This window comes from Pseudomonas sp. B13(2017) (assembly GCF_002113245.1).
GTDB lineage: Bacteria > Pseudomonadota > Gammaproteobacteria > Pseudomonadales > Pseudomonadaceae > Aquipseudomonas > Aquipseudomonas putida_Z.
The window spans coordinates 284,919-305,954 of sequence record NZ_NEJX01000001.1 but is presented as its reverse complement, the minus strand read 5'-3'; the positions used below and the strand labels follow the sequence as shown (position 1 = coordinate 305,954).

17 protein-coding genes are annotated in these 21,036 nt (G+C 64.7%); 11 read left to right on the top strand and 6 right to left on the bottom strand.

The features are described from left to right. The first annotated feature begins 81 nt into the window (after positions 1-81). Genes CAG44_RS01325 through CAG44_RS01315 form a run of 3 tightly spaced genes read left to right on the top strand, consistent with a single transcriptional unit; the run spans position 82 to position 2,710 of the window. Entirely contained in the window at positions 82-864 is a 783-nt protein-coding gene (locus tag CAG44_RS01325) for a sulfite exporter TauE/SafE family protein (protein WP_024087873.1), read from the top strand. 16 nt (positions 865-880) lie between these two features. Next, positions 881-1,687, top strand: coding sequence for a prolipoprotein diacylglyceryl transferase (gene lgt, locus CAG44_RS01320; protein ID WP_013974665.1), 807 nt, complete (start codon positions 881-883; stop codon positions 1,685-1,687). 51 nt (positions 1,688-1,738) lie between these two features. Beyond that, a complete protein-coding gene (locus CAG44_RS01315; protein WP_061550295.1) occupies positions 1,739-2,710 on the top strand; it encodes a thymidylate synthase in 972 nt (323 codons plus the stop codon). A gap of 130 nt (positions 2,711-2,840) precedes the next feature. Here the strand turns inward: CAG44_RS01315 and cadR are convergent, their stop codons facing one another. Beyond that, complete coding sequence (gene cadR, locus CAG44_RS01310) at positions 2,841-3,284, bottom strand: cadmium resistance transcriptional regulator CadR (protein WP_085691448.1); 444 nt, start codon at positions 3,282-3,284, stop codon at positions 2,841-2,843. An 84-nt stretch (positions 3,285-3,368) separates the two neighbouring features. Between cadR and CAG44_RS01305 the strand changes: the two genes are divergently transcribed. The 6 genes from CAG44_RS01305 to CAG44_RS01280 all read left to right on the top strand — a co-directional run bounded on the left by CAG44_RS01305 (position 3,369) and on the right by CAG44_RS01280 (position 11,184). Next, complete coding sequence (locus tag CAG44_RS01305) at positions 3,369-5,582, top strand: heavy metal translocating P-type ATPase (RefSeq protein WP_085691447.1); 2,214 nt, start codon at positions 3,369-3,371, stop codon at positions 5,580-5,582. A gap of 9 nt (positions 5,583-5,591) precedes the next feature. After that, positions 5,592-6,461: a LysR family transcriptional regulator gene (locus tag CAG44_RS01300; protein ID WP_015272181.1), complete on the top strand. Its 870-nt coding sequence runs from the start codon at positions 5,592-5,594 to the stop codon at positions 6,459-6,461. A 231-nt stretch (positions 6,462-6,692) separates the two neighbouring features. Then, a complete protein-coding gene (locus CAG44_RS01295; protein ID WP_085691446.1) occupies positions 6,693-7,751 on the top strand; it encodes a putative 2-aminoethylphosphonate ABC transporter ATP-binding protein in 1,059 nt (352 codons plus the stop codon). Between the two features lies 1 nt (position 7,752). After that, positions 7,753-9,477 carry a putative 2-aminoethylphosphonate ABC transporter permease subunit gene (locus CAG44_RS01290; protein ID WP_085691445.1) on the top strand — a complete coding sequence of 575 codons (1,725 nt, stop codon included), beginning with the start codon at positions 7,753-7,755 and terminating at the stop codon, positions 9,475-9,477. Between the two features lie 18 nt (positions 9,478-9,495). Next, positions 9,496-10,521: a putative 2-aminoethylphosphonate ABC transporter substrate-binding protein gene (locus tag CAG44_RS01285; RefSeq protein WP_085592463.1), complete on the top strand. Its 1,026-nt coding sequence runs from the start codon at positions 9,496-9,498 to the stop codon at positions 10,519-10,521. Positions 10,522-10,635: 114 nt separating this feature from the next. Further along, complete coding sequence (locus CAG44_RS01280) at positions 10,636-11,184, top strand: phosphonate degradation HD-domain oxygenase (RefSeq protein ID WP_085592465.1); 549 nt, start codon at positions 10,636-10,638, stop codon at positions 11,182-11,184. 125 nt (positions 11,185-11,309) lie between these two features. Here CAG44_RS01280 and CAG44_RS01275 read toward each other — a convergent pair whose 3' ends face one another. Both CAG44_RS01275 and CAG44_RS01270 read right to left on the bottom strand, forming a co-directional pair. Next, complete coding sequence (locus tag CAG44_RS01275; protein WP_085691444.1) at positions 11,310-12,674, bottom strand: GTPase/DUF3482 domain-containing protein; 1,365 nt, start codon at positions 12,672-12,674, stop codon at positions 11,310-11,312. Continuing rightward, positions 12,667-14,058 (bottom strand): DUF2868 domain-containing protein, encoded by a 1,392-nt coding sequence (locus CAG44_RS01270; RefSeq protein ID WP_085691443.1) that lies wholly within the window; start codon positions 14,056-14,058, stop codon positions 12,667-12,669. Before CAG44_RS01270 ends, CAG44_RS01275 begins: the two co-directional genes overlap by 8 nt. 54 nt (positions 14,059-14,112) lie before the next feature. Here CAG44_RS01270 and CAG44_RS01265 point away from each other — a divergent pair, with 54 nt between their 5' ends. Then, positions 14,113-14,628, top strand: a complete 516-nt coding sequence (locus CAG44_RS01265) for a dihydrofolate reductase (protein ID WP_013974654.1) — start codon at positions 14,113-14,115, stop codon at positions 14,626-14,628. A gap of 121 nt (positions 14,629-14,749) precedes the next feature. Here the strand turns inward: CAG44_RS01265 and CAG44_RS01260 are convergent, their stop codons facing one another. Beyond that, a complete protein-coding gene (locus CAG44_RS01260; protein WP_085691442.1) occupies positions 14,750-16,141 on the bottom strand; it encodes an L-cystine transporter in 1,392 nt (463 codons plus the stop codon). Positions 16,142-16,385: 244 nt separating this feature from the next. Here CAG44_RS01260 and CAG44_RS01255 point away from each other — a divergent pair, with 244 nt between their 5' ends. Further along, positions 16,386-17,441, top strand: coding sequence for a phosphorylcholine phosphatase (locus CAG44_RS01255; RefSeq protein WP_025340989.1), 1,056 nt, complete (start codon positions 16,386-16,388; stop codon positions 17,439-17,441). 192 nt (positions 17,442-17,633) lie between these two features. Here CAG44_RS01255 and ilvD read toward each other — a convergent pair whose 3' ends face one another. Both ilvD and CAG44_RS01245 read right to left on the bottom strand, forming a co-directional pair. Continuing rightward, on the bottom strand, positions 17,634-19,475 hold the full coding sequence (ilvD, locus tag CAG44_RS01250) for a dihydroxy-acid dehydratase (RefSeq protein ID WP_025340988.1): 1,842 nt from the start codon (positions 19,473-19,475) through the stop codon (positions 17,634-17,636). A 270-nt stretch (positions 19,476-19,745) separates the two neighbouring features. Next, positions 19,746-20,942, bottom strand: a complete 1,197-nt coding sequence (locus CAG44_RS01245; RefSeq protein WP_013974648.1) for a class I SAM-dependent rRNA methyltransferase — start codon at positions 20,940-20,942, stop codon at positions 19,746-19,748. Positions 20,943-21,036: the final 94 nt, after the last annotated feature.

Below are 21,036 nucleotides of genomic sequence, written 5' to 3'. Positions count from 1 at the left end.
GATCCATCCTGACACACTGTTCACTAGAGCCCCGAGCCCGGCTTCCGTTACCATGCCGCATTGTTTTTTCGGGGAAGACGAATGGAATTCGTGCTCTATCTGCTGTTGGGCGCCTGCGCCGGTGTGCTGGCCGGGCTGTTCGGCGTGGGCGGCGGTATCATCATCGTGCCGGTGCTGGTGTTCAGCTTCACCTTGCAAGGTTTCGATGCCTCGGTGCTGACCCACCTGGCTGTCGGTACGTCGCTGGCAACCATCGTCTTCACCTCGATCAACGCCGTGCTCGAGCACCATCGCAAGGGCGCGGTGCAATGGCCGATCTTCGCCTGGATGACCCTCGGCATCCTCCTCGGGGCCGGTGTCGGCGCCAAGACCGCCTCGCTGATCCAGGGGCCACTGCTGCAAAAGATCATCGGTGTGTTCGCCCTGGTCATCGCCGCGCAGATGGCCCTGGACCTCAAGCCCAAGGCCAGTCGCGGCATCCCCGGCAAGCCCGCGCTGATCGGTGCAGGTGGCGTGATCGGCTGGGCTTCGGCCATTTTCGGCATCGGCGGCGGTTCGCTGACCGTGCCGTTCCTGACCTGGCGCAGCCTGCCCATGCAGCAGGCAGTGGCCACGTCTTCGGCCTGTGGCCTGCCGATTGCCTTGGCCAGTGCCCTGAGTTTCATGCTGCTGGGTTGGCACGAGGAGCACCTGCCAGCCCACAGCCTGGGTTACGTGTACCTGCCGGCGCTGCTCGGCATTGCCGTGACCAGCATGTTTTTCGCCCGCTTCGGCGCGCGCCTGGCGCACAAGCTGTCGCCACGTTTGTTGAAACGCCTGTTCGCAGCCCTGCTGTTCTGTGTCGGCCTCAGCTTTTTGATTTGAATCGAGAGGAAGTTCCATGCTGCCTTACCCGCAGATAGACCCCGTGGCCGTGGCCATCGGGCCGCTGAAAATCCATTGGTACGGCCTGATGTACCTGGTCGGCATCGGCGGTGCCTGGCTGCTCGCCTCGCGCCGGCTGAACCGCTTCGACCCCACCTGGACGCGCGAAAAGCTCTCCGACCTGGTGTTCTGGCTGTCGATGGGTGTGATCGTCGGTGGTCGCCTGGGCTACGTGCTGTTCTACGACCTGCACGCCTACCTGGCCAATCCGACGCTGATCTTCGAGGTGTGGAAGGGTGGCATGTCGTTCCACGGCGGTTTCATCGGCGTGATGCTGGCGGCCCTGTGGTTCGGCAAGCGCAACAACAAGTCGTTCTTCGAGCTGATGGACTTCGTCGCGCCGCTGGTGCCGATCGGCCTCGGGGCCGGGCGCATCGGCAACTTCATCAACGCCGAGCTGTGGGGCAAGGCCACCGACGTGCCATGGGCGATGGTCTTCCCGCCGTTCAGCGACCCGGCGCAGCTGCCGCGTCACCCATCGCAGCTGTACCAGTTCGCACTCGAAGGTGTGGCGCTGTTCCTGATTCTCTGGGCGTTCTCGCGCAAGCCGCGGCCGACCATGGCGGTATCCGGCATGTTCGCGCTGTTCTACGGCATCTTCCGCTTCATCGTCGAATTCGTCCGCGTACCGGATGCCCAGCTTGGCTACCTGGCCTGGGGCTGGCTGACCATGGGTCAGATTCTGTGCGTACCGATGATCCTGGCTGGCCTTGGCCTGATCTGGTGGGCTTATAATCGCAAGCCTACGGCGAAACCCGCCTGATTAATCCCACGGCAGGGGCGATCCCCCTGCCGTTTTTGCTACAGGTAAGCCATGAAACAGTATCTGGACCTGGTCCGCGACGTCATCGACAACGGCACGCTGCAGGGCAACCGCACCGGCATCCGCACCATCAGCCTGCCGGGCGCCATGCTGCGTTTCGACTTGCAGAAGGGCTTCCCGGCCATTACCACGCGCAAACTGGCGTTCAAGTCGGCGATCGGCGAAATGGTCGGTTTCCTGCGTGGCGTGAAGAACGCCGGTGAATTCCGCGAACTGGGCTGCAAGGTCTGGGACCAGAACGCCAACGAGAACGCACAGTGGCTGGCCAACCCGTTCCGCCAGGGCCATGACGACCTGGGCGAGATCTACGGCGTGCAATGGCGCCAGTGGCCGGGCTACAAGCGCATCCCGCTGAGCAACCCGGCGGCCATCGAAATGGCCGAGAAGGCGGGCTTCCGCCGCATCGCCCAGGACGAGGAGGACGGCGTCGCCTTCGTCATCCTGTACAAGGCCATCGACCAGGTGCGCCAGTGCCTGGACACCATCGCCAATGACCCGGGCAGCCGCCGTATCCTGTTCCACGGCTGGAACTGCGCGCAGCTGGACGAAATGGCCCTGCCGCCGTGCCACCTGCTGTACCAGTTCCACCCGAATGTGGAGACCAGGGAGATTTCCCTGACCCTCTACATCCGTTCCAACGACCTGGGCCTGGGCACGCCGTTCAACCTCACCGAAGGCGCGGCGCTGCTGTCGCTGTTCGGCCGCCTGACCGGCTACACCCCGCGCTGGTTCACCTACTTCATCGGCGATGCCCATGTGTATGAGAACCACCTGGACATGCTCAACGAGCAGCTCAAGCGTGAGCCGCTGGAAGCGCCGAAGCTGGTGATCAGCGACCGCGTGCCAGCGTTTGCCGACACGGGGAAGTACGAGCCGGAGTGGCTGGAGAAGATCGAGCCGAGCGATTTCTGGCTGGAAGGGTATGAGCACCATGCGCCGATGACGGCGCCGATGGCGGTGTGATCTTTTAGATTGCCGGGGCTGCGCTGCAGCCCTTTCGCCGGCAAGCCAGCTCCCACAGGACGGCGCTGCCAGTTGGGGCTGTGCAAAACCTGTGGGAGCCGGCTTGCCGGCGATTGGGCCCTTGGATCTTTCAATGCCCGTGGCTTCGCCCCACATGCGAATGCTCGGTTTCCGGCACCGACACCGCCCCGTTCGTCTCCAGTTGCTGCAAGATCGCACACTCCGCCCCCTGTGCATTGCAGCGCCGCCGCAGCTCCACCAGCTGTTCCTGCAACGCCACCAGACCATCGATCCGTGCCTGCACATGCTCGATATGATCGTCGATCAGCGCATTGACACTGCCGCACGAATCATCGGGGCTGTCGCGCAGGCGTAGCAGGCTGCGGATTTCATCCAGGGTCATGTCCAGGGTGCGGCAGTTGCGGATGAACGTCAGCCGCTCGACGTGGGCCTGGGTGTACAGCCGGTAGTTGCCGTCGCTGCGCGCCGGCTCCGGCAGCAGCTGTTCACGCTCGTAGTAGCGGATGGTTTCCACGGCGCAGTCGGTGGCTTTGGCCAGTTCTCCGATCTTCATCACGAAATTCTCCAGCAAGTGGCTTGACCCTATAGTGGCTACAGGGTGTTCACTTGGCAACAGGCTCAAATTAAGGATGACCCCATGAACCAGCCTGTCAGCCACGAACACAAGCACGATCACCACGCCCACAGCTGCTGTGGCAGCGCTGCTGCGCCAGCCTTGGTCCAGCTGAGCGAAAAGGCCAGCAGCCACGCCCAGTTCAGCCGTTTCCGCATCGAGGCCATGGACTGCCCTACCGAGCAGACCCTGATCCAGGACAAGCTGGGCAAGCTGGCCGGTATCGAGCAGCTGGAATTCAACCTGATCAATCGTGTGCTTGGCGTGCGCCACACCCTGGGTGGCACTGCTGAAATCGAGCAGGCCATCGACAGCCTGGGCATGAAAGCCGAGCCGCTTGGTGCCGAAGACGATGGCACCGCCAGCGCACCACAGGTGGCCAAGACCCGCTGGTGGCCGCTGGCGCTGTCCGGTATTGCTGCGATCGCCGCCGAAATCGTGCACTTTGCCGCACTAGCGCCTGAGTGGGTGGTGGCGACGCTGGCGCTGGCAGCGATCCTCGGCTGTGGCCTGGGTACCTACAAGAAGGGCTGGATCGCCCTGAAAAACCGCAACCTCAACATCAACGCGCTGATGAGCATTGCCGTGACTGGCGCGGTGCTGATCGGCCAGTGGCCGGAAGCGGCCATGGTGATGGTGCTGTTCACCGTCGCCGAGCTGATCGAAGCCCGCTCGCTGGACCGCGCGCGCAACGCCATTGGCGGCCTGATGCAGCTCACCCCGGACATGGCCACCGTGCGCGAGGCCGATGGCCAGTGGCGGGAAGTGGAGGTGCGGGAAGTGGCCATCGGGGCCCTGGTGCGGGTACGCCCCGGCGAACGCATTGGCCTGGACGGTGAAGTGACCAGCGGGCAATCCACCGTCGATCAGGCGCCGATCACCGGCGAAAGCCTGCCTGTGGAGAAGGCCGTGGGCGACAAGTTGTTCGCCGGTACCATCAACCAGGCAGGGGCGCTGGAGTTCCGCGTTACCGCTGCTGCCGGGCAATCGACCCTGGCGCGGATCATCAAGGCCGTCGAGGAAGCGCAAGGCGCGCGGGCGCCTACCCAGCGTTTCGTCGACCGCTTCTCGCGCATCTACACCCCGGTGGTGTTTGCCATTGCCCTGGCCGTTGCGGTGATACCGCCGCTGTTCATGGCCGGTGCCTGGTTCGACTGGGTCTATCGCGCCCTGGTGCTGCTGGTGGTGGCCTGCCCATGCGCCCTGGTGATCTCGACCCCGGTGACCATCGTCAGCGGCCTGGCTGCCGCCGCGCGCAAGGGCATCCTGATCAAGGGTGGCGTGTACCTGGAAGGCGGGCGCCAGCTGGACTTTCTGGCCCTGGACAAGACCGGCACCATCACCCACGGCAAGCCGGTGCAGACCGATACCAAGGTACTGGAGCCGCTGTTCGAAGGCCGCGCGCAAGCCCTGGCCGCCAGCCTGGGCGAGCGTTCGGACCACCCGGTTTCCCGCGCCATTGCCCAGTTCGGCAAGGAGCAAGGCCTGGCCTTGAGCGAGGTCGATGACTTCGCCGCCCTGGCCGGGCGCGGCGTGCGCGGTACCGTCGCGGGTGAGGTTTACCACCTGGGTAACCACCGTCTGGTCGAGGAGCTGGGGCTGTGCTCGCCCGAGCTCGAGGCCCAGCTGGATGCGCTGGAGCGCCAGGGCAAGACCGTGGTGCTGCTGCTCGACCGCTCCGGCCCGTTGGCGCTGTTCGCGGTGGCCGACACGGTCAAGGAAAGCAGCCGCCAGGCCATCGCCGAACTGCATGAGCTGGGCATCAAGACTGTCATGCTGACCGGTGACAATCCGCATACCGCCCAGGCCATCGCCACCGTGGTGGGTATCGACCGTGCCGAAGGCAACCTGCTGCCTGCCGACAAGCTCAAGAGCATCGAAACCCTGTACGCCCAGGGCCATCGGGTGGGCATGGTCGGTGACGGTATCAACGACGCCCCGGCGCTGGCTCGTGCCGAGATCGGTTTTGCCATGGCGGCGGCCGGTACCGACACCGCCATCGAGACCGCCGATGTGGCGCTGATGGACGACGACTTGCGGAAAATCCCGGCCTTCGTCAGGCTGTCGCGCCAAAGTGCGGCGATCCTCATGCAGAACATCGTTCTGGCGTTGGGCATCAAGGCGATATTCCTGGCGATCACCTTTGCCGGCATGGCCACCATGTGGATGGCGGTGTTTGCCGACATGGGCGTGAGCCTGCTGGTGGTGTTCAACGGCTTGCGCCTGTTGCGCAAATAGAGGACGTGCATGCTGAGTTCGGAGCTTAAAGCCTTCTACATGGTGGCCCGCCTGGGCAGCATCACCCTGGCGGCGAAGAAGCTCGGCCTCAGCCAGCCCACGGTGACCACGCAGATTCGCAACCTGGAGAGCCAGTACGCGGTGGAGCTGTTCTACCGCGGCGGGCGGCGCCTGGTGCTGAGCGAGGAGGGCGTGCGCCTGCTGCCGATGGTCAAGGCACTGCTGCAGCAGGAGGCCGACATCGAGTTCGAGCTGCGCAACAGCGGCCAGGCCCAGGGCAGCCTGCGCATCGCGGCCACGGCGCCTTACTACATTCTTGACCTGGTGAAGATCTACCGCGAACGCCTGCCGCAGGTGGAAGTGGCGGTGGAAATCGGCAACTCGCAGCAGGTGCTGGAGATGCTCGAGGACTACCGGGTGGATATCGCCGCTTCGTCGCAACTGCTGGAAGACGCGCGGCTGGTGCGGCGGGTGCTGGGGACTGACCCGTTGGTGGTGGCGGTGCATCGCAACCACCCGCTGGCACACCGCCAGGCAGTGTCCATTGACGTGGTGGCCGGGCATTGCCTGCTGATGCGCGAGAAGGGCTCGACCACACGCAAGCTGACCGAGCAGATGATGCAGGAGGCCGGGGTGAAGGCCGGCGCCTTGCTGGAGATTGGCAGCCGCGAATCGATCCGTGAGGCGGTACTGCGCAATATCGGCATCAGCGTGATTGCCCGGCACGAGGTGCCACACAACCCTGAGTTGCGAGTGCTGGCGCTGGAGAACGCGCCGGTGATGCATGAGTACCTGTATTGCCTGAAGGAGCGGCGCCAGGCCCGGTTGCCGGCGGCCTTCCTTGGGGTGGCGCAGGAAGTGGCCGGTTCGCACTTCTGATAGCCATGTAGCGGCTGTACCGGCCCTATCGCCGGCAAGCCAGCTCCCACAGGTACCCCACAGTCCTTGAAACCTGTGCAGTACCTGTGGGAGCTGGCTTGCCGGCGATAGGGCCCTTGAAGGCCACTACAAAATCTGCCTATACCACTATCACCCGCTTTTGCCCTAAAGCCACAGAACCTTCGCACAGCCTTCCTAGCATGGCCCCCATCTCTTCGATGAGGCCCTGCCATGAACCACACCACCCCCGGCGCACAGATGAAAGTGCGCAACATCCACAAGCGCTTCGGCGCCTTCACGGCGCTGAACGATGTCTCGCTGGACATCGCCGCCGGCGAACTGGTGTGCCTGCTCGGGCCGTCCGGCTGCGGCAAGACCACGCTGCTGCGCTGCATCGCCGGCCTGGAGCGCCAGGACCGCGGTACGTTGTACATCGGCGAGCGCGATATCTCCGAGCTGCCACCCCAGGCCCGTGATTACGGCATCCTGTTCCAGTCCTACGCGCTGTTCCCCAACCTCACCGTCGAAGCCAACATCGCCTATGGCCTGACTGGCAGCGGCCGCGAGCAGGCTCGCCAGCGAGTGGCCGAAATGCTCGAACTGGTGGGCCTGGCCGGCAGCGAGAAGAAATACCCCGGTCAGCTTTCCGGTGGCCAGCAGCAGCGTGTGGCCCTGGCCCGTGCGCTGGCACCGTCGCCGTCGCTGCTGCTGCTGGACGAGCCGATGTCGGCGCTGGATGCCCGGGTGCGCGAGCACCTGTGCACCGAACTGCGCCAGCTGCAGCGCCAGCTGGGTATCACCACGCTGATGGTCACCCATAACCAGGACGAGGCCATGTTGATGGCCGACCGCATTGCGGTGATGAACAACGGCCAGGTCGAGCAGTACGCCACCCCGCAGGAAATCTACGACCAGCCGGCCACGCCGTTCGTTGCCGAGTTCGTCGGCCAGGGCAACTGGTTGCCGTTCCAGCGCAGCAGTGACAGCCATGCCCAGGTCGGTAGCATGAACATGCGTCTGGCACCAGGTTCGGCCCGGGCTAGCAGCGGCCGGCTGTTCTGCCGCCCGGAGGCGATCACGGTCAACCCTGCGGTGCACGAAGAAAACCTGTTCCCGGCCATGGTCCGTGAAATCACCTTCCTCGGTAACCGCTGTCGCATGAGCTTCGAGCTCAAGGCGCTGCCTGGCCATGCACTGCTGGCGGAGCTGGCCCCCGAGGCCATGCCGCGGTTGGGCTCGCAGGACATCTGGGTGGCGCTGCCGCCGCAGAGCCTGCAGGTGTTTGCCTGAGATGGCCGCGCCAATGTCCCTGCCGCTGAGCCAGGCCAAGGCCACGCCGCGTGCTGGCGTCGCCCTGGGCGACCGGTTGTTTGTCGTCGGCGGCAAGAGCCTGCTGCTGATCCTTCTGGTGCTGTCGGTGCTGATGCCGCTGCTGGCGATCTTCTGGCGCGGCTTCAGCGCAGAAGCGGGCCAGGGTGGCGGCCTGCTGGCGGCCCGCGAACTGTTCGCCAGTGAAAACTTCCACTGGCTGCTGGGCAACAGCCTGTCGGTGGCCTTCACGGTGGCAGCCATCGTGGTGCCGCTGGCCTACCTGTTCGCCTATGCCCTGCAACGCACGCTGATTCCGGGCAAAGGCCTGTGGCGGGGGATTTCGTTGCTGCCGCTGCTGGCGCCGTCAATGCTGCCGGCCATCGCCCTGGTCTACCTGTTCGGTAACCAGGGGCTGCTGCGCGGGTTGCTCAGCGACAACATCTATGGCTTCTGGGGCATTGTGCTGGGCGAGGCCATCTACACCTTTCCGCATGCCCTGATGATCCTGCTGTCGGCGCTATCGCTGGCCGATGCACGCCTGTTTGACGCTGCGTCCAGCATGGGTGCCGGCCCTTGGCGAGCGTTCACCAGCATCACCTGGCCGGCCACGCGCCAGGCAGTATTCGCAGCGTTCTGCCTGGTGTTCACCCTGACCATCACCGACTTCGGTGTACCGGTCGTGGTCGGCGGCGACTATCAGGTGCTGGCCCTGGAAGCCTACAAGGCTGTGGTCGGCCAGCAGCAGTTCGGCCGCGGCGCGCTGATCGGCATGGTGCTGCTGTTGCCGGCGCTGTTCAGCTTTACCGTCGATGCCTGGCTGCGCCGGCGCCAGGGCGAGGCCATGAGCGGCCGTGCCCAGGTGTTCGAGCCCAAGCCGTCGCGGGGCCGTGATGCCTGCTTCCTGGCGATCGTGCTGCTGGTGTGCGCGGCATTGCTGCTGGTGATCGGCATGGCGGTGTATTCGTCGCTGGTCACTTTCTGGCCCTACAACCTGTCGTTGTCGCTGCGTCACTACATGTTCGAGGACAGCGCCGGTGGTGGCTGGCTGGCCTACCGCAACAGCGTGACCATGGCCATCGGCACCGCGCTGATCGGCAGCATCGTGATCTTCACCGGCGCCTACCTGATGGAGAAGACCCAGGGCCAACGCCTGCTCAACCAGGCGCTGCGCCTGCTCAGCTTCATCCCCATGGCCGTGCCGGGCCTGGTGCTGGGCCTGGGCTACGTATTCTTCTTCAACCTGAACGGCAACCCGCTGCATGTGTTCTACGGCGGCATGGGGCTGCTGGTGGTGTGCACCATCGCCCACTACCTGACCACCGCGCAGATGACCGCGACCACCGCCCTGCGCCAGCTAGACGGCGAGTTCGAGGCCGCCGCGCTGTCGCTGAAGGCGCCGCTGTACAGGCACTTTCTGCGGGTGACCGTGCCGATCTGCCTGCCGGTGCTGCTGGACATCATCCGCTACCTGTTCGTTTCGGCGATGACCACCGTGTCGGCGGCGATCTTCCTGTACAGCCCCGACACCATCCTGGCTGCCGTCGCCGTGCTGAACATGGATGACGCCGGCAACGTCGGTGGTGCCGCCGCCATGTCCACCCTGATCCTGCTGACCAGTGCCGGCGCTTCACTGCTGCTGGCCGCAGCCTCACGCGGCCTGCTGCGCCGCTCCCAAGCCTGGCGCCAACGCGCCGCGACCGTCTGACCTGTAAGGAACCTACCCATGTACAAGCACCTTGCACTTGCCGCTGCCGTTTCCGCCGTGTTCAGCCTGCAGGCTTCGGCCGCTGGTACCCAGCTGACGGTCTACACCGCCCTGGAAGCCGAACAGCTCAAGAGCTACAAGCAGGCCTTCGAGAAGGCCAACCCGGACATCGAGATCAAGTGGGTTCGTGACTCTACCGGCATCATCACCGCCAAGCTGCTGGCCGAGAAAGACCGCCCGCAAGCCGACGCAGTGTGGGGCCTGGCTGCTTCCAGCCTGGCCATCCTCGACCAGAACGGCATGCTCGAAGCCTACGCACCGAAGGACCTGGGCAAGATTGCCGCCAATTACCGCGATGCTGCCAACCCACCAGCCTGGGTCGGTATGGACGTGTGGGCCGCGACCATCTGCTTCAATACCATCGAGGCCGAGAAGCAGGGCCTGAGCAAGCCGGTGAGCTGGCAGGACCTGACCAAGCCCGAGTACAAGGGCAAGATCGTCATGCCGAACCCGGCCTCGTCCGGCACCGGCTTCCTGGATGTCAGTGCCTGGCTGCAGACCTTTGGCGAGCCACAGGGTTGGGCGTACATGGATGCACTGCACCAGAACATCGGCCAGTACGTTCATTCCGGTTCCAAGCCGTGCAAGCTTGCCGCAGCGGGTGAATTCCCGATCGGTATCTCGTTCGAGTACCCGGCCGTGCAGCTCAAGCGCCAGGGCGCGCCGCTGGACATCGTGCTGCCGAAGGAAGGCCTGGGCTGGGAGATCGAGGCGACTGCGGTGATCAAAGGTTCGCCAAAAGCGGATGCGGCCAAGCGCCTGGCTGATTTCTCGGCAAGCCCGGCGGCCATGGAGCTGTACAAGGAGAACTTCGCCGTGCTGGCTGCCCCGGGTATTGCCAAGCCGCAGACCGAACTGCCGGCGGACTATGAACAGCGCCTGATCAAGAACGACTTTGCCTGGGCCTCGAAGAACCGTGACCAGATCCTGGCCGAGTGGCGCAAGCGCTATGACGGCAAGTCGGAGAAGGTGGCTCAGCAGTAACCTGCACCGGCCTCTTCGCAGCACAAGGCTGCTCCTACAGGTCGGCGACAACCTGTAGGAGCAGCCTTGTGCTGCGAAGAAGCCACCACCCAATCAAGCCAGGAGAAGACGGTGATGCCCACCCCAGCCCAGATCATCGACAGCACCTTCGCGCTGTACGAACGCCACGGCAGTGACGACTACATCGGCGAAGCCATCACCCAGCTCGAACACATGTCCCAGGCCGCGCAACTGGCCATGGCCGAAGGCTTCGACGACGAAGTGGTGCTGGCGGCGTTCTTCCACGACATCGGCCACCTGTGCGGCGGTGACGCCAGCATGGGCGGCTATGGCGTGGTCAGCCATGAGCGCATCGGCGCCGAGTATTTACGCCGCTGTGGTTTCGGCGAACGCATGGCGCGGCTGGTGCAGTATCACGTTGAGGCCAAGCGCTACCTGACTTTGCGCCAGCCTGGGTATTACCAGCGGTTGAGTGAAGCGAGCCGGCGGACCTTGGAGTATCAGGGGGGCGTGATGAGCGAGGACGAGGCGGATGTGTTCGAGCGGGATCCGCTGTTCGAGGTGAGCTTGCGGATGAGGGAGTGGGATGAGCGGGCCAAAGTGGTCGGGGTGGCGGTGATTGATTTGAATGGGTTGAAGCAGAAGGCTTTGGCTCTACTCTGATATTCCGGTTGCCAGCACTGGCCCTATCGCCGGCAAGCCAGCTCCCACAGGTACTGCGCAGTATTCGAAGGCAGTGGAGCTCCTGTGGGAGCTGGCTTGCCGGCGATAGGGCCAGACCTGCTTGATCAAAACTGTGAAACCAGCGCCTCCAGCTGTTCCTGCCGCTCAGCCTGGTTCAGCTTCGCCCCAGGGTTGAGGGTGGACCACTGCGGATGCGCCCGCGCCTTGCTCAGCGCCTCCGGCAACTTGCCCTCCCGCCAGGCCTTCTCATCCAGTTCCCCCAGCCGAATGCTGTCCTGCGCCGCATGCCCGCGGTTTTCCAGCGCCACCATCAACTGCTGCTGACGCAAGGCCAGCAGGCGCAACACCGTGTCGTCCACCGTCAGCTCGCGCTTGCCCTTGAGCTTGCCCATCAACCGCGACCCATAGTTGCGCGCCGTCTGCAGCGCGCCGCCGGCAATCGCTCCGGCCAGGGCGGCAGCCCCCAGTGTCAGGCCGCCGACCAGCAGGTCCACCCCGGCACCCGCCGCAGCACCGGCGGCCACACCACTGCCCAAGCGCACGCCCAGCAGCTTCAAGGTTTCGGGATTGAACAGGTCATCGCCCCAACGGCCATCCAGCAACGGCAGGTCGCTGGCATGGGCGTCCTCGCGGCGGAAGGCATACAGCTTGAGCAGTGCCTCGACACAGCGCTGCTCGCGCTGGCGCACCTCTTGCCGCAATGCCTCGATGGCCCGGGCTTCGGCAGCCGGTTCGGCCTCGACGCTGCGCCGGCAGGCGGCGCAGTCCAGCAGCAGCTCGGCAATCAGGCGCTTGCCGCTGTGCCGACGCGCCAGGCGCTGTGCCTGCTGGTCGTCGATCAGCCGCTGCAGGGCCGGGCGGGCGTCTTCCAGCAGCAGGGCCAGGCTTTCGTACAACCGGCGCTCGCCATCCTCTGGCGGGGCCACGCTGTCGAACCGCACCAACGCGTGAAGCCCAAGCCTGGCAAGGGCTTCACGCCATTGCGGCTCGCGGTGCTGGTGGCTGGCGACGAAGTTGAGCACCGGTAGCAGGGGCTTGCCGCAGCTGGCCAGCACTTCCAGTTCGTCGCGGTATTTGGCCAGCACCGGTTCACGGGCGTCGATCACATACAAACCGGCATTGCTGCCCAGCAGCTGGCGCAGCACCTTGGCCTCCTGCTCGAAACGCTGGCGTGCCTCGCTGCCTTGCAGAAAGCGCTCGAGGCGGGCCGGGCCGTCCAGGCGCTCGCCCGGGCGCTCCAGGCGTTCGAGGTAGTCGAGCAGGGCGATGGCGTCTTCCAGGCCCGGGGTGTCGTACAGCTCGAGCAAGGGTTCGCCGTCCACCGACAGCCGCGCACCTTCCACATGGCGGGTGGTGCTGGGGCGGTGGGAAACTTCGCCAAAGCCGACGTCACGGGTCAGGGTGCGCAGCAGCGAGGTCTTGCCGACGTTGGTGTGGCCGACCACGGCCAGTTTCAGCGGCTCAGTCATGGCCATGCTCCAGCCAGGTCAGCGGCGAGGTATCGGCATGCGCCAGGCCAAGGCGGTCCAGGGCTTCGTGCCAGTCGCCCAGGCGCTGGGCGTCCAGGGCCTCGCCCGGTGCGGCCTGCAGTAGCCAGATGCGGGTGGCGCCGGCATTGCGTGCCAGCTCGGCGAGCAGCGCCAGGCTGCCGCGGTCGGGCGAACGGCGCGGGTCGCAAGCGATGGCCAGGCGTGCCGGCGGAAAACGGCTGAGCTGTTCGAGCAGGCGGTTGCGCGATTCGCGGCTGTCGAGCACGCCGGCACTGGTCACGCTTTTCGGCAGCGCGGGCGGCCAGGGGTGCTGGTCGTCCAGCTCCAGGCCGACCAGCAGGGCGCCGCTGCTGCCACTTTCCAGCTGGCCAGCGGCAAACTGCGGCAAGGCTTCGGGCGCGGCATCCTGGACGCCGATGCGTTCGCTGCGCGGCATCAGCGCTTCACGCAGCTGCGCGTAGCCGGGCAGGCTGAGGTCCAGCGCCAGGCATTGGCGGCCTTGGCGCCAGCGCCACAGACACAGCCCGGCCAGCAGCAGACGCGGCAGCAGGCCGTACACCAGCACCACGCCAAGCAGCCAGCTGGCCCAGGCCTGGCGCGCCAGGTCCAGGGCCGGCTGGCTGTCGCCGCTGGCGCGGATCATGGCTTCGTCGGGTACCGTGAAGCCCAGCAACGAGGGCAGCGCGCCCAAGGCTTGGGTCAGGTGGATGAACGGGTCGGCGGCTAGCAGGGTGGTCTCCCAGACAAAGCCATAGCGCCGGGTTGCCAGCAAGGCCAGCAGCATGCCCAGTGCGGTGATCATCGCCAGCAGCCACAGGCCATGCACCAGCAGGCCGAGCAGCCAGCGGTTCAGGCGCTGGCGTTGCAGCAGTACCAGCAGCGCCGGTGCCAGGTGCGCGGCCTTGGCGTCACGGGCAAAGCGTTCGCTCAGCCACAGCCACAGGCGGCCCAGCCCCGCGCCATGCTCGCCGCTCAGGGCAAAGCCGATGGCCCAGCCCAGCAGCATCAGCAGGTTCAGCCCGAGCAGGCTGCCCAGGGCCCAGAACACATTCACCGGGCGCTGCCCGTCGCCCAGGGCGGCCAGTGCCAACCCTGCGCCGCTGAGCACGGCCAGCACCAGCAAGGCCAGCAGTGCCAGGCGGGCGCCCTGTTTCCAGTGGCGCAGGGCGGTGCTGATGCCGTCGCGTTCGGCCAGGAACAGGGCGCGGGTTTCGATGCGGGCCGCCAGGTCACCGCCTGCCTGGCGGGCGCGGCGGTTGGCTTCCTGGTCCTCCAGTGGGCCGGCATGTTCCTCGCGCAGGCGTACCGCTTCGGTGAGCCAGCGCTTGTCCAGTGAAGTCGGTGCGGTCACAAGGTCTTCCATTGCACAGGTCAGGGCAGAAGCATAACCCACACGCCCGGTGCTATCCTCGCTGGCATGAATACATCACTCCCCCTCAGCCTGATCGCGGCTCACGCCGAGAACCGCGTGATCGGCATCGACAACTCCATGCCCTGGCATCTGCCGGGGGACTTCAAGTACTTCAAGGCCACTACCCTGGGCAAGCCGATCATCATGGGGCGCAAGACCTGGGACTCGCTGGGCAGGCCATTGCCCGGGCGGTTGAATATCGTCGTCAGCCGGCAGGCAGGGCTGGAACTGGCGGGGGCCGAGGTGTTCGGCTCGCTGGAAGAGGCGCTGGTGCGGGCCGAGCAGTGGGCGCGGGAGGCCGGTGTCGATGAGCTGATGCTGATTGGCGGGGCGCAGCTTTATGGGCAGGCGCTGGAGAAAGGGCTGGTCAGCCGCATGTACCTGACGCGGGTCGAGTTGTCGCCGGAAGGGGATGCGTGGTTCCCGGAGTTTGATCGGGGGCAGTGGACCTTGGTGTCGAGCGAGGCGCAGGCTGAGGAAGGCAAGCCTGGGTATCATTTCGAGGTCTGGGACAAGGTTTGAGATTGCCGGGGCTGCCTTGCAGCCCTATCGCGACACAAGGCCGCTCCTACAGGGGGCCGCGGTCCGTTGTAGGAGCGGCCTTGTGTCGCGACAGGGGCGCAGCGCGCCCCCCGGCAATCTGTCAGGAATGACTCAGCTCGGCATGTTCATCGCCAGCCAGCACATCCTTGTCGGTCTCTTTCAGCAGTTGGCTGGTCACCACCCCTGCGGTCATCGAACCGTTCACGTTCAACGCCGTGCGGCCCATGTCGATCAGCGGCTCCACCGAAATCAGCAACGCCACCAGCTCCACCGGCAAGCCCATGGCCGGCAGCACGATCAGCGCGGCGAAAGTCGCACCGCCACCTACGCCGGCAACACCTGCCGAACTCAAGGTGACGATGGCCACGAGGGTGGCGATCCACAGCGGGTCGAAGGTATCGATGCCCACCGCCGGCGCCACCATCACCGCCAACATGGCGGGATAGAGGCCGGCGCAGCCGTTCTGGCCAATGGTGGTACCGAACGATGCGCTGAAGCTGGCAATCGACTGCGGTACGCCCAGGCGGCGGGTTTGCGCTTCGATGTTCAGCGGAATGCTGGCGGCGCTGGAGCGGCTGGTGAAGGCGAAGGTCAGCACCGGCCACACCTTGCGGAAGAAGCGCAGCGGGCTCACGCCTGTGGCGGCGAGGATAACGCCGTGCACCACGAACATCAGCGCCAGGCCCAGGTACGACACCACCACGAAGCTGCCCAGCTTGAGGATGTCTTCCATGTTCGAGCTGGCCACCACCTTGGTCATCAGCGCCAGTACGCCATACGGGGTCAGCTTCATCACCACCCGCACCAGGCGCATCACCCAGGCCTGCAGGGTGTCGATGGCCGACAGCGCGCGTTCACCTTTCTCGGCATCGTCCTTGATCAGCTGCAGCGCGGCCAGGCCGAGGAACACGGCAAAGATCACCACGCTGATGATCGAGGTCGGCTTGGCCCGTGCCAGGTCACCCACCGGGTTGCTGGGGATGAACGACAGCAGCAGTTGCGGGATGTTGAGGTCGGCGACCTTGCCGGCGTAGTCGCTGTGGATAACCTGCATGCGCGCGCTTTCCTGCGCGCCGGCCACCAGGCCTTCGGCGCTCAGGCCGAACAGGTTGGTCAGGACGATGCCGATCAACGCAGCGATGGCGGTGGTCAGCAGCAGGGTGCCAATGCTCAGCACGCTGATGCGGCCCAGCGAGGAGGCATTGTGCAGGCGCGCCACGGCACTGAGGATCGAGGCGAAGATCAGCGGCATGACGATCATCTGCAACAGGCCAACGTAGCCGTTGCCGACCAAGTCGAGCCAGGCGATGGTGGCCTTGAGCACGGGGTGGCCAGCGCCGTAGACGGTATGCAGGATCAGGCCGAACACCACGCCCAGCACCAGGCCCAGCAATACTTTCCTGGCCAGGCTCCAGTCGGTGCGGCGGGTTTGTGCCAGGCCCAGCAACAGGGCCAGGAACGCCAGCAGGTTAAGGGACAGCGGCAGGTTCATTGAAGCTCCAGCAGAAAAAAGCAGAAGAGGCATCGCCTCTGTGAGCGATTGCGAACGGAAATGCTAACAGGCTGAAAACAAACGAATTTATACCCAAATGGAATGTGCATAGTCGTTTATGGAATAACGGCGTGTCGCGGATTGCAATGAACACGGCGTTTGCAGCTGCATGGAGGTCGTTATCAAGGGCTGCCGGCGGGGATTGTTGCACTAGCGTTTCGGGGTCATTTCAGGAGATTCGTACATGAAGTTCGCTCCGAAAGCCGTCGCCATCGGCCTGTCCCTGCTGTTCAGTATCGAAACCTTCGCCACCGAGCTCAAGCACTGGCCCGCCGAGGCAGCCAGGCAGCTCGACGGCATGATTGCAGCCAATGCCAACAAGGGTAACTACGCTGTCTTCGACATGGACAACACCAGTTACCGCTACGACCTTGAAGAGGCCTTGCTGCCGTTCATGGAAAACAAGGGCCTGCTGAGCCGCGACAAGCTCGACCCCTCGTTGAAGCTGATGCCGTTCAAGGACACCGCCGAGCACAAGGAAAGCCTGTTCAGTTACTACTACCGGCTGTGCGAAGTGGACGACATGGTCTGCTACCCGTGGGTGGCCCAGGTGTTCTCCGGCTTTACCCTGCAGGAGCTGAAAGTGCAGGTGGATGAGCTGATGGCCTCCGGCAAACCTATCCCGGCCACCTATTACGAAGGGGACCAGGTCAAGGCCATCGAGGTACAGCCACCCAAGGTCTTCAAGGGCCAGGCCGAGCTGTACAACAAGCTGATGGAGAATGGTATCGAGGTCTATGTGATTTCCGCTGCTTCCGAGGAACTGGTGCGCATGGTCGCGTCGGACCCCAAGTACGGTTACAACGTGAAGCCGCAGAATGTGATTGGCGTGAGCCTGTTGCTGAAGGACCGCGCCAGCGGCCAGTTGACCACCGCGCGCAAGCAGATCAGCGCCGGGCACTATGATGCCAAGGCCAACGTGGGGCTGGAACTGACCCCGTACCTGTGGACCCCGGCCACCTGGATGGCAGGCAAGCAGGCGGCGATCCTGACCTATATCGATGAGTGGAAGAAACCGGTGCTGGTGGGGGGCGATACGCCGACCAGTGATGGCTACATGCAGTTTCATGGGGTGGATGTGGGCAAAGGTGGCATCCACTTGTGGATAAACCGCAAGGCCAAGTACATGGACCAGATGAATGGGATGATTGCCAGGAATGCCGCGGCGCAGGCCAAGGAAGGGCTGCCGGTGACGGCGGACAAGAACTGGGTGATCGTGACGCCGGAGCAGATTCAGTAGTTGGTGTTTCGCCTGTACTGGCCCTATCGCCGGCAAGCCAGCTCCCACAGGGAACACACAGGCCTTCAGAACTGTGTGGTCTCTGTGGGAGCTGGCTTGCCGGCGATAGGGCCAGTACGAGCAGCACACAAATCACAGGTATAAAAAAACCGGCGCCCAGGGCGCCGGTTCTTCATTCATACCGTCAGAGCCTCACAGCCCTTCCAGCATCGCCTTGTTACGCACAGCGCCCTTGTCGGCACTGGTCGCCAGCAGGGCATAGGCCTTCAGCGCGGTGGTCACCTTGCGTGGGCGTACTTCAGCCGGTTTCCAGCCCTTCTTGTCCTGCTCGACACGGCGCTCGGCCAGCTCTTCGTCGCTGACCTGCAGGTTGATCGAACGATTCGGGATGTCGATCAGCACCTTGTCGCCGTCGCGCACCAGGCCGATGGCGCCGCCGGCTGCGGCTTCCGGCGAGGCGTGGCCGATCGACAGGCCCGAGGTGCCGCCCGAGAAGCGGCCGTCGGTGAGCAGGGCGCAAGCCTTGCCCAGGCCCTTGGACTTCAGGTACGAGGTCGGGTACAGCATTTCCTGCATGCCCGGGCCACCTTTCGGGCCTTCGTAGCGGATGATCACGATGTCGCCGGCCTTCACTTCGTCGGCGAGGATGCCGCGTACGGCGCTGTCCTGGCTCTCGAAAATCTTCGCGGTGCCTTCGAACACCAGGATCGACTCGTCGACACCGGCGGTTTTCACCACGCAGCCGTCCAGCGCGATGTTGCCGTACAGCACGGCCAGGCCGCCTTCCTGCGAATAGGCGTGCTCGACACTGCGGATGCAGCCGTTCTCACGGTCGTCATCCAGGGATTCCCAACGGGTCGACTGGCTGAATGCCGTCTGGGTCGGGATGCCGGCAGGGCCGGCCTTGAAGAAGGTGTGCACGGCTTCGTCATCGGTCTGGGTGATGTCCCACTTGGCGATGGCTTCTTCCATGCTGCGGCTGTGCACGGTCGGCAGGTCGGTGTGCAGCAGGCCGCCACGGGCCAGCGAGCCGAGGATGCTGAAGATGCCGCCAGCACGGTGCACGTCTTCCATGTGATATTTCTGGATGTTCGGCGCAACCTTGCACAGCTGCGGCACCTTGCGCGACAGGCGGTCGATGTCGCGCAGGTCGAACGCCACTTCGGCTTCCTGGGCGGCGGCCAGCAGGTGCAGGATGGTGTTGGTCGAGCCGCCCATGGCGATGTCGAGCATCATGGCGTTCTCGAACGCCTTGAAGTTGGCGATGTTGCGCGGCAGTACCGACTCATCGTTCTCGCCGTAGTAGCGCTTGCACAGCTCGACGATGGTGCGGCCGGCAGTGAGGAACAACTGCTCGCGGTCGGCGTGGGTGGCCAGGGTCGAGCCGTTGCCCGGCAGGGCCAGGCCCAGGGCTTCGGTCAGGCAGTTCATCGAGTTGGCGGTGAACATGCCGGAGCACGAACCGCAGGTCGGGCAGGCGCTGCGCTCGTATTCGGCGACTTTTTCGTCGGAAGCCGAGGAGTCGGCGGCAATGACCATGGCGTCGACCAGGTCCAGGCCGTGGCTGGCCAGCTTGGTCTTGCCGGCTTCCATCGGGCCGCCGGAGACGAAGATTACCGGGATGTTCAGGCGCAGGGCGGCCATCAGCATGCCGGGGGTGATCTTGTCGCAGTTGGAGATGCACACGATGGCGTCGGCGCAGTGGGCGTTGACCATGTACTCCACGGCGTCGGCGATGATCTCGCGGCTTGGCAGCGAGTAGAGCATGCCGTCGTGGCCCATGGCGATGCCGTCATCGACCGCGATGGTGTTGAATTCCTTGGCCACGCCACCGGCGCGTTCGATTTCGCGGGCGACCAGCTGGCCCAGGTCCTTCAGGTGCACGTGGCCCGGGACGAACTGGGTGAACGAGTTGGCGATGGCGATGATCGGTTTCTTGAAGTCTTCGTCCTTCATCCCGGTGGCGCGCCACAGGGCACGGGCGCCGGCCATGTTGCGGCCTTGGGTGGAAGTCTTGGAACGATAATCAGGCATGAAACACTCCTGGCGGCTTAATCAGGTCAAAAAAGGGGAGTGAGCTTCTCTTGTCCTTTGTACCGCAGGCCGGTTGCCACTGGCACGGATGGGGCCGAAGACCTCGCGGGATCGCCGCGTGCTTGGGCAGAGCTCATAAACCCGCCGGGGATGACTGGCGATGAATAGGCCGATTCTACACCGCTGGCGCGGCGAGGGAATGCAGATGTGGATAGCTGGCGGGGAGATTGCAGCAGGAAAGGGCCGCTTGGCGGCCCTTTTTAGCGGATATCAGCTGTTTGGCAGCAACCGGCAGGTGATGCTCTTGATGTAGCGGGTTTCGGCGATGGCCGGGTGCACCGGGTGGTCCGGGCCTTGGCCGCCGCGTTCGAGCAACTGCAGGTTGCGGTCCAGGTGACGGGCGCTGGTCAGCAGGATGTTGTGCAGGTCATCCTCGGGCAGGTGCATCGAGCACGAGGCACTGACCAGAATGCCGTCCTTGGTCAGCATGCGCATGGCCTGTTCGTTCAGGCGGCGGTAGGCCGCTTCGCCGTTTTTCAGGTCTTTCTTGCGCTTGATGAAGGCGGGTGGGTCGGCAATGATCACGTCGAAGCGCTCTTCGGCGGCCTTCAGTTCGCGCAGGGCCTCGAACACATCGCCTTCGATGCAGGTCAGTTTCTCGCTGATGCCGTTCAGCGCGGCGTTACGCTCCACGCCGTCCAGGGCAAAGCCCGAGGCGTCGACGCAGAACACTTCGCTGGCGCCGAAGGCACCGGCTTGCACGCCCCAGCCACCGATGTAGCTGAACAGGTCGAGCACGCGCTTGCCTTTCACGTACGGCGCCAGGCGTGCACGGTTCATGCGGTGGTCGTAGAACCAGCCGGTCTTCTGGCCTTCGCGTACCGGGGCTTCGAACTTGACGCCGTTTTCTTCCAGCGGCACCCAGTCCGGCACTTCGCCATAGACGGTCTCGACATAGCGCTGCAGGCCTTCGGCGTCACGCGCGGAGGAGTCGTTCTTGAACAGGATGCCGCTTGGCTTGAGCACCTGTACCAGGGCTGCAATCACGTCATCCTTGTGCGCTTCCATGGTGGCCGAGGCCAATTGCACCACGAGGATGTCGAAGAAGCGGTCGACAACCAGGCCTGGCAACAGGTCGGAATCGCCATAGACCAGGCGGTAGCACGGTTGGTCGAACAGGCGCTGGCGCAGCGACAGGGCGACGTTCAGGCGGTGCACCAGCAGCGACTTGTCCAGCGGCAGCTTGGCGTCGCGCGACAGCAGGCGGGCGCAGATCAGGTTGTTCGGGCTCAGTGCGACGATACCCAGCGGCTTGCCGTTGGCCGCCTCGAGAACAGCCTGCTGGCCGGCCTGGAAGCCTTGCAGCGGGGTCGCGCTGACGTCGACTTCGTTGCTGTAGACCCACAGGTGGCCGGCGCGCAGGCGGCGGTCGGCATTGGCTTTGAGGCGTAGGCTGGGCAGGGACATGACGTCGCTCCGGGAAAAAAGAGCGGGATTATAGCCTGTTGCCGGGCCGCATGCCCGTTGTGGGAGCGGCCTTGTGTCGCGAAAGGGCTGCGCA